Raw genomic sequence first — 8,750 nt, forward strand, 5'->3', positions numbered from 1 at the left:
TATAGCTGCACATTTTAAGGCGGCTATTACATCTTCATGTATGATACAAGGATTGTTACCGAATCGTATAAATCGATTCACACCTGGAATATCGGTGATCTTAGTTGTGTGGATTTCTTTAGGATCGAAACTGAGAAACAAGTAACCCGGAAACAAGGGCTTTTGTGTAATACGTTGCCCGTTACAGTCTTTACGGCGTGATATACGGGTTTCTACGGGGTAATAAGTTTCTATACCAAAGGATTCTATACGAGCAATAACTCGTTGAAAATTATGTATTTGACTATGTAATAGATACCAGGATTTCATAGCTGACATCTCCTTTTGGGAACCCCCACCCATTACTTTGCCGTAGAAGCAATGTTGGATAGAGGGTGGATTGTAGTGCTTCAATAGTATTAAGAGGGAAAACTATGCTAGTCTTTAGCACCAAAGAGCCTATAGGGCAAAATATTAACATATGAATTTTAAAGAATGCAATAAAATTGCATTTGGTGCAATAAAATAATGCCTGCATTTTTGATTTTTTCCTTTAAAATCAGTCTGTAGCACAACACATAACAGGCGAAAATAATGCTAGATACTATTGGTAAGCGTTTGAAATGTTGCAGGGCGGCAACTGGAACAACGACACATGATGTAGTTGATTATATCCATTCTAAAGGAGAGGATATTTCGTACGCTACATATACACGTTGGGAATCAGGAAGCTCATTTCCTGCAAGAAAAACCCATGTGATAGAGCATATATCCGACTTTTTTAAGGAAAATGGGCTTCAGGTGGAATCGCAATGGATTTTGACAGGTGAAGGTTTTCCTCCGCAATTTGCAGAATATACCAAGTTGGATGAAGATACCTTATTTATTCTGGCAAGCAGAACATTACCTGACGTTGAATTGGTTCAGGTTGGAGGTCAATATGGGGAGCCATACGTCCATTTCGGAGAGTTTTGTATCATTTCTAATGAGAATAGTATTGAATCTAACAATAATAAGTTATGTTATGTGAGATACAACGAAAAAGTAAAAATTGGGGTGGTGACGATTATGGACGAAAAGCAGATAATCATACCTGGTAAGGTTGATATGATATTGAGTAAATCTAATATCATAGAATGTAGGAGGGTGAAGTGGATCCAAAAAAAATAAAAATAGACTTTCATTATTATAGTAACGAGGTTATTAAATTTCTTAATAACTTTGAACGCATTACATATGTGTCAACTTTATTGGTTGAAAATAACAAAGTATCAGCTCATCAGAGTAACGGATATGCTGGCTGGGATCAAAAATTCTATTACGATGGGAAATATAAAGACAGTTTATTAATAAAAATTGGTCTTGAGCTTACAAAAATTAAAGGAGGGGGATGTAAGCACGGTTATATGGGATGATGTTTTAAAGAATGATGTAAATAACTTTATAGATAAAGAAAGAAGGAGGAATAATATATTTCATGGTGTCAGCTTTATTTATGGGCTGACTGATAATATGAGTATGGCTATAAATATATGTACGGGAGAAGAGACTTCTAAAAAAAATTTCGAAAGCTTAATTCTTCCTATGCGGTTTGCCCTGTTAAATTATTTTAAGGATCTGTAATGTTTTCTAAAGAGTATTTGGTTGATGAAAAACATCTTGATTTTCAGGGTGTTGTTGATGGACTTTATTATCCGTTCTATTTGGAATGGGCGCGACATGCTTTTATGAAAGAAGCGTTAGGCTTGGATTTGGAAAATGAATTTGAGGCTGGACGCATGCATATCATTCTTGAATATAGCTTGCGCTTTAGAAAAAGCCTTCAAAAAGGAAATAAAATGGAAGTGACTTGCAAGGTTGCCAAGAACGAAAAACGTAGTCGGATTAATTTCGAGCAACAAATTCTGGTCAATGGTATCGTGTACGCTGATGCAACATTTGTGGCCACCTGCTTAGTGAATGGGCGTCCAATGGTGCCTGACATTGTCATGAACGCAATTGCTGATTGATTATATTCAAACGAAAAACTGTATAACTGCAAAGGTGCAGTATTTACAGCCAATATGTGATCAGCAGTAATAAAGAGTAACAGCCAATGCAGCAAAATAAAGCGTAATTGCTGAAAGTTACTCTTTCAGAAACCATGATTAAATTGGCCTCTCATTGCTAAAGAGGCCAATCAAAATTATAACCCTGGCGCCTTCCACAATGAGGTCGTCAGGCCATCATCCACCAGATGCAGTTGATCGGCATACACAGCTTGCCAATCTTTTTTCGCTTTCTGGTAAACCTCACGATGGCTCAAGTTCGGTTGGTATTCCCGTTCCCAACGAACCAGTTTTTCTCCTGTTGCCGGCAGTGAATCGTATAACTCAACACCCACACCTGCCGCAATTGCACAACCCAGTGCCGTTGCTTCTTTGACCACCGGCACCCGAACGGGCAGACCAGTAACGTCAGACAAAATTTGGCTCCAGAGCTTGCCTTTTGAGCCGCCGCCTGCGAAGACCAGTGAGTCAGGTTGGACACCAGAGAATGTGGAAACCATGTCGAGGTTACAGGCGGAAACGATAGCGGCGTTTTCTTCCAGCGCCCGAAATAGCGTCGCCTTATTGCACTTTTCCGGATCAATCGACAGGTTGAGGAAAGAGGGGGCAGCGTGATACCACGATTTAAAGCGCATCACATCGGAGAAAATCGGCATGACACCATGCGCACCGGCAGGAACCCGCGCCGCCATATCTTCCAGCAGATTATAGGCATCAACGCCCAGCCGTTCCGCCAGCAGTTTTTCTTCTGCGCAAAAAGCATCACGGAACCAGCGCATGGTGAGACCAGTAAAGAAGCTGATGGATTCTGCCTGTGCCATGCCGGGGATAACATGCGGATTGATGCGGATGTTCATATTTGGATCGGTGATCGGTTCAGGCAGGTTGACGACTTGCTGCCAGAATGTTCCACCGAGTACGGCGGTTTGGGCGGGTTTGACGACACCAATGCCAAGGCAGCCGAGTTGAACGTCTCCGCCGCCCATAATCACCGGCGTGCCGCTGCTCAGACCACATTCTGCCGCGGCTTTTTCCGTAACATAGCCGAGCAAAGTTCCTGTCTCTTTGACAGGAGAGAGGATATCAGAACGTAATCCGGCCATTTCCAGCAGGCTTGGACGCCAGTCACGGTTGACTAAATCCAGCATGCCGGTTGTGCCCGCGTTAGAGGGATCAACGGCTAGTTCGCCACTGAGCCGATAAGCCAGCCAATCACTGATCATGGTCAAGGTACTGGCTTGCCGGTAAATATCAGGACGGTGATGCGCCAACCAAAGCAGGCGTGGCATAGCGCCCAATGCTAATGTTTGGCCGGAGTAGCGATAAACATCATACTCAAAAGTATTGTTGTAAAGCTCCTTTAGCTCGCTGACTTCATGGCTGGAGCGAGCATCCACATTGGCACATGCCCAGATGGGATCGCCACCGCGATTATAAAGGACAATGCCTTCTCGCATTGAACAGGCGGCAACGCTCTGAATCGCATTAGCAGGCAATTCTGCCTTTTGCAGTGCCTGCCGGATACATTGGCAGGCCAGTTGCCAGTTGTTTTGCAGATCAAATTCCATTGAACCCGCAACATTCGGTACAGGTTGGTGTATCCACTCCGCTTGCCCGACGGAAACCTGATTCCCTTCGAGATCAAATATCACGGCACGGATACTGCCGGTTCCTGCATCAAGCGCCATCAGATACTTCCTTGATGGTTGGGCATGAGCGCGTTGATTCATGATGCTATCCTCGTCTGTTGTTATCTTCTTTTTATTCGATATGGCACAGGGACGGATAGACATTATTAGTCGATCAAATCAGCATAGCTCTCGCGGTCTGTTCTTCTGTCACCAGTGAACTGATATAGCCTCCTTTGAGTGCGGCAACGATAGCGTCGGCTTTTTCGATCCCCCCCGCCACACCAATCACGTTCGGGATGGTTTTCAGTTCTGACAGGGAGATACCGATCAATTCCTGATGAATATCAATATCGCTAACCAGTTCACCTTCCGTATTGAAGAAATAACCAAGAATGTCTCCAACAGCGCCTTTGCGACCCAACATCAATTGTTCACCATCGCTAATATAGCCGGAACGCATGATCGTTGCGTTTTGCTGCTGTTTGATAGCGCCAATCCCGACGATAGCGATATCGGCTGCACAGGCTGCCAAAATCACATCCCGTACACTCCGTTCTTCGCGGAATGTTGCCGCGACCTGATGACTAGAAGCACGCAAAGGGGCAGGAATGATACTGACCGGACAGGCAGCATCAAGTTGACCAATACCAGTCATATAAGGGCCGACCCCTCCCGACAGCGTCACCAAACGAATTTGTTGGGATGAGATAAAGCCGCTTAGATGCTGCAAAGTGCACATGGGCGTTTCACCAAACCCAATCGCCAATAGCTGGTGAGGCTCAATCAGCGCCATTAACAGATGAGCGGTTCCGATACCAAGGCGCGCATTCAGATTGATGCCGTCCAGAGTAGGTAATACACGAACCTGTTTGAGATTAAAGCGTTTTTGCAAGGTATTTTCTAACGCCAGACACCCTTCATAGCGTGAATTGATCTGTACGCGGATCACGCCAGACTGCCGCCCTTTCTCTAACAGACGGGAGACCTTGAGGCGACTGAGGCCGAGCAATTCACCGATGTCCCCTTGTGTCAGACCATCGTGATAGTAAAACCAGGCAATACGGGCCATCAGTTCTTCTTCACTCATGCTGTTTCCTGGATAGTTGTGACTTGGATAGTCAATTTCCTCGGATAATACGCTTTTCTCTGCCACTGATTGTTTCTTGCTCAATTTGATCGACATCTATAACTTCTTTATCCACGAGGAAAGAATAAGCATAGAAATCTCTAATGTACTAGAGACTTATCGCAAAATTTGAACATATTTTAATGTGGCTCTAACTTTTTCACAAAATGTGATCTAATTATTGAAAAAAACTTAAGTTTTGCATTAGAGTTTTGAACAAATGTTTTTAAAATAAATAAATGTTCATTTTCGCATCAGTGTCAGAAACGCAAACCCAAAATACCATGAGGTACGTGATGTCACAGAGCAATAGCGCGACTCATACCCATAATTCGTCTTGTCTTAACCCTACTGGCGATACTCCGCTGTTAGTTGCCCGTGGGATCAGTAAGCAGTTTTCTGGTTTGATGGTGTTAAAGCAGATTGATTTCACGTTGATGTCAGGGCAGGTTCATGCCTTATTGGGTGGAAATGGTGCCGGTAAATCGACTTTGGTGAAGATTATCGCGGGTATTGAACAGCCGGATGCCGGAACTTTGATTGTGGATGGTGTGGCTGTCAGCCATCTGACTCCAGCGAAAGCCCATCAGCTAGGCATTTATCTGGTTCCACAAGAACCCTTACTATTTCCCAACCTTTCTGTTCAGGAAAATATCTTGTTTCGCCTGCCAAAACATCAAGCCAATACAAGTCGAATGCGGGAGTTACTGATCCAGCTCGATTGCCAAATTGACTTGAAGGCACCTGCGGGCAGCTTGAATGTCGCGGATCAGCAGTTGGTGGAGATTATGCGTGGTCTGATGCGTCATTCCCGTATTTTGATTTTGGATGAACCGACCGCCTCGTTGACACCTGCGGAAACCGAACGTTTGTTTGCGCGAATACGGGAATTACAGCAGCAGCAAGTGGGAATTATCTTTATTTCTCATAAGTTGCCTGAAATTCGTGAGATTGCAAATTATGTCAGTGTGATGCGGGATGGAGGGATCGCTCTCAGCGGTGAGATTGAGCATTTTACAACGGAAGCGATTGTTCAGGCGATTACACCTACGGCAAGATTAGCTGTATTGGCGAGTAATCAGAAATTGGACTTGGAAGCCAACGGGAATGTATCGGATAACACATCAAAGATACCCATTTTGGAAGTGACTTCCCTCTATGGGGAAGGATTCCGCGATATTACCCTGACGCTACAGGCGGGAGAAATTGTCGGTTTGTCTGGTGTTGTTGGAGCGGGTCGCACAGAACTGGCAGAAACGTTATATGGATTGCGCCCGATTGCAAGTGGCGAAATTCGTTTTCAGCAGCAAGTCATCAATAAACTCGATACAGCAGAACGATTGCAGCGTGGATTGGTTTATCTGCCTGAAGATCGGCAGGCTTCGGGTTTGTTCCTTGATGCGCTTTTGAGTTGGAATGTTCGTTCGCTCACGCACAGCCGGAGCACTTTCTGGACGCGCTCCACCTACGATGCCGGAGTATTGGAGCAATATCGTCGAGCGCTCAATATTCAATTCCACAATGTACACCAGTCTGCGCGCACTCTGTCTGGCGGTAATCAGCAGAAGATTCTGATTGCTAAGTGTCTGGAAGCCAAGCCTACAGTGCTGATCATTGATGAACCAACGCGCGGTGTTGATGTCGGGGCGCGCAATGATATCTATCAGCTTATTCAGAGCATCGCCCGCCAGCAGGTGGCCATTCTCCTGATCTCTTCTGATCTTGATGAAATTATTCAGTTGGCCGATCGTGTGCTGGTTATGCACCACGGTGAGCTTTGTGGGCAACTTGATAAAGACAATATGAGTGTGGACGAGATTATGCACCTTTCTTTTGGGGAACGTCACATTGAAAATCATTCAGAATAACCGGGAAGCTACAGCAGTCATCGCTATTTTGGGGTTATTTGTTTTGCTGGTGAGCCTCGATCGTCATGCTTTCAGTTTCCAAACTGTCACGATGATCTTCGGTAATGCCCAAATCCTGATTTTATTAGCGATGGGAGCCACATTGGTCATGTTGACGCGCAATATTGATGTGTCCGTCGGTTCAATCACCGGATTATGTGCGGTGGTGTTGGGAATGATGCTTAATACAGGGGTTCCGCTGGCAGTTGCCTGTTTAATCACGTTGCTGATGGGCATGGTGGCAGGGTTGATTAACGGTGTACTGGTGGCAGGGTTGAAAATTCCGGCCATTGTTGCCACGTTGGGCACGCTCGGTTTATATCGTGGGTTAATGCTGTTATTGACAGGCGGTAAATGGATCGAAGGGTTACCCGCTGAGGTTAAAGACCTCGCCAGACCTATGCTATTGGGTATTTCACCGATCGGTTGGCTACTGATGTTATTGATTCTGTCAATGGCGTGGATGTTAAAGAAAACGGAATTTGGCCGTGGGTTTTATGCGACGGGTGATAACCTGCAAGGCGCCCGTCAGCTTGGTGCACCCGTTAATAGCATTCGTATTACGGCATTTACTGTAAATGGGGTGATGGCAGCCTTGGCCGGCATTGTGTTTGTGGCACAGATTGGCTTTATTCCGAACCAAACGGGGAATGGGCTGGAGATGAAAGCCATCGCGGCCTGTGTCTTAGGCGGCGTTAGTCTGCTGGGAGGAATGGGAACCGTTATCGGCGCGATTTTCGGCGCCTATTTTCTGACGCAAATCGATAGTGTGCTGGTACTACTCAAATTATCGGCTTGGTGGAACGATTTTATTGCCGGCCTTGTCCTGTTAGCGGTGTTAGTGCTGGATGGGCGCTTGCGCAGTGCCGTTGGGAAGAATTTACACCAGCAACGTTATGCCCGCTTCCTTGAACCAATAAACAAACACATTGCAAGAGACGGGAGGCCATAATGAATACATTACAGCACTATGGGCAACGTTATGGCTGGGAAACCGCGCTTTTGGTGTTGTTAGTGGTGGAAATTTTTCTGTTTGGCATGGTTAATCCGAAGATGTTGGATATTAACGTGCTGTTGTTCAGTACCAGCGACTTTATTTGCATTGGTATTATCGCGTTGCCGTTAACGATGGTGATTGTCAGCGGTGGTATTGATATCTCTTTTGGTTCGATTATCGGTTTATGTGCTATTGCATTGGGCGTTATGTATCAAGCGGGTTTACCGATGATGGTGGCAATTCCCTTTACGGTGCTCATCGGGGGATTGTGTGGCCTGATTAACGCAGCCCTGATTTTCTATACGGGCGTGAATCCGTTAGTGATCACGCTCGGCACGATGTATCTGTTTGGGGGTAGTGCCTTACTGTTGTCGGGGTTATCCGGCGCGACGGGATATGAAGGCATCGGTGGCTTTCCTGATTCATTTACGGATTTTGCTAATCTGACACTATTAGACCTGCCTGTGCCTTTGGTTATCTTCATGCTTTTCACGTTGGCATTCTGGTTATTTATGCACCGTACCCACCGTGGCCGCAATATCTTTCTTATCGGGCAGAACAACCGTGTTGCCCGTTATGGAGCGATCCCCGTAAATCGAACGTTGTGCTTGTTATATGCCTTAACAGGACTGGCTTCGGCTGTCGCGGCGATTATTTTGGTTTCCTATTTTGGCTCGGCGCGTTCTGATTTAGGTAGTTCTTTTCTGATGCCCGCCATTACGGCTGTGGTGCTGGGTGGTGCCAATATTTACGGTGGATCGGGTTCAATTATGGGTACGGCACTGGCTGTTTTGCTGGTGGGTTATTTGCAGCAAGGGTTGCAGATGGTGGGAATTCCTAACCAGATATCCAGTGCGTTATCTGGTGCCTTGCTGATTGCTGCGGTAATAGGCCGGTCTGCTTTGCTGCATCGTCATCAAATCAGTGATTGGTGGCAACGTCGAAGGGCTTCTGTTTCACAACGACATATTTCTGAAACATAAAAGACGATCTTGAAATATACCCTATAAATTTCAAGTTGCCGCTCGCAAGACGAAAGCAGCTGATTATCTCCCCGCGGTG

9 protein-coding genes are annotated in these 8,750 nt (G+C 45.6%); 6 read left to right on the forward strand and 3 right to left on the reverse strand.

All coding sequences use genetic code 11. The annotated features are described in order from the left end of the window. Window positions 1–309: transcription termination/antitermination NusG family protein (locus PSI15_RS16340; RefSeq protein WP_273584456.1), on the reverse strand; the 309-nt coding region annotated here is incomplete at its 3' end. Between the two features lie 264 nt (window positions 310–573). Between PSI15_RS16340 and PSI15_RS16345 the strand changes: the two genes are divergently transcribed. From PSI15_RS16345 to PSI15_RS16355, 3 genes are all read left to right on the forward strand, one after another. Then, the gene (locus PSI15_RS16345) at window positions 574–1,149 is read left to right on the forward strand and encodes a hypothetical protein (protein WP_273584457.1); all 576 of its coding nucleotides are present in this window, start codon (window positions 574–576) and stop codon (window positions 1,147–1,149) included. Beyond that, the gene (locus PSI15_RS16350) at window positions 1,131–1,394 is read left to right on the forward strand and encodes a hypothetical protein (protein WP_273584458.1); all 264 of its coding nucleotides are present in this window, start codon (window positions 1,131–1,133) and stop codon (window positions 1,392–1,394) included. The genes PSI15_RS16345 and PSI15_RS16350 overlap by 19 nt, the downstream gene beginning before the upstream one ends. Window positions 1,395–1,601: 207 nt before the next feature. Beyond that, window positions 1,602–1,988, forward strand: a complete 387-nt coding sequence (locus PSI15_RS16355) for an acyl-CoA thioesterase (protein WP_273584459.1) — start codon at window positions 1,602–1,604, stop codon at window positions 1,986–1,988. A 176-nt stretch (window positions 1,989–2,164) separates the two neighbouring features. Here the strand turns inward: PSI15_RS16355 and lsrK are convergent, their stop codons facing one another. Both lsrK and lsrR read right to left on the reverse strand, forming a co-directional pair. Continuing rightward, window positions 2,165–3,757, reverse strand: coding sequence for an autoinducer-2 kinase (lsrK, locus tag PSI15_RS16360; protein ID WP_273584460.1), 1,593 nt, complete (start codon window positions 3,755–3,757; stop codon window positions 2,165–2,167). Window positions 3,758–3,830: 73 nt separating this feature from the next. After that, on the reverse strand, window positions 3,831–4,841 hold the full coding sequence (lsrR, locus tag PSI15_RS16365) for a transcriptional regulator LsrR (protein WP_443256106.1): 1,011 nt from the start codon (window positions 4,839–4,841) through the stop codon (window positions 3,831–3,833). 239 nt (window positions 4,842–5,080) lie between these two features. On the opposite strand from lsrR, the gene lsrA reads away from it, so the two are divergent. The 3 genes from lsrA to lsrD are packed head-to-tail and all read left to right on the forward strand — an operon-like array spanning window position 5,081 to window position 8,671. Next, window positions 5,081–6,652, forward strand: coding sequence for an autoinducer 2 ABC transporter ATP-binding protein LsrA (lsrA, locus tag PSI15_RS16370; RefSeq protein ID WP_273584461.1), 1,572 nt, complete (start codon window positions 5,081–5,083; stop codon window positions 6,650–6,652). Beyond that, window positions 6,633–7,643, forward strand: coding sequence for an autoinducer 2 ABC transporter permease LsrC (lsrC, locus tag PSI15_RS16375; RefSeq protein ID WP_045973051.1), 1,011 nt, complete (start codon window positions 6,633–6,635; stop codon window positions 7,641–7,643). Before lsrA ends, lsrC begins: the two co-directional genes overlap by 20 nt. After that, window positions 7,643–8,671 carry an autoinducer 2 ABC transporter permease LsrD gene (gene lsrD / locus PSI15_RS16380; RefSeq protein ID WP_273584462.1) on the forward strand — a complete coding sequence of 343 codons (1,029 nt, stop codon included), beginning with the start codon at window positions 7,643–7,645 and terminating at the stop codon, window positions 8,669–8,671. The genes lsrC and lsrD overlap by 1 nt, the downstream gene beginning before the upstream one ends. Window positions 8,672–8,750: the final 79 nt, after the last annotated feature.

Source organism: Xenorhabdus sp. PR6a (assembly GCF_028599065.1).
Taxonomy (GTDB): Bacteria; Pseudomonadota; Gammaproteobacteria; order Enterobacterales; family Enterobacteriaceae; genus Xenorhabdus; species Xenorhabdus doucetiae.

What these genes read in the sequence shown, in the direction of transcription:
- lsrK (WP_273584460.1), bottom strand. Translation starts at nt 3,757, where the DNA reads ATGAATCAACGCGCTCATGCCCAACCATCAAGGAAGTATCTGATGGCG.
- lsrA (WP_273584461.1), top strand. Translation starts at nt 5,081, where the DNA reads ATGTCACAGAGCAATAGCGCGACTCATACCCATAATTCGTCTTGTCTT.
- PSI15_RS16345 (WP_273584457.1), top strand. Translation starts at nt 574, where the DNA reads ATGCTAGATACTATTGGTAAGCGTTTGAAATGTTGCAGGGCGGCAACT.
- lsrR (WP_443256106.1), bottom strand. Translation starts at nt 4,841, where the DNA reads ATGTCGATCAAATTGAGCAAGAAACAATCAGTGGCAGAGAAAAGCGTA.
- PSI15_RS16355 (WP_273584459.1), top strand. Translation starts at nt 1,602, where the DNA reads ATGTTTTCTAAAGAGTATTTGGTTGATGAAAAACATCTTGATTTTCAG.
- lsrD (WP_273584462.1), top strand. Translation starts at nt 7,643, where the DNA reads ATGAATACATTACAGCACTATGGGCAACGTTATGGCTGGGAAACCGCG.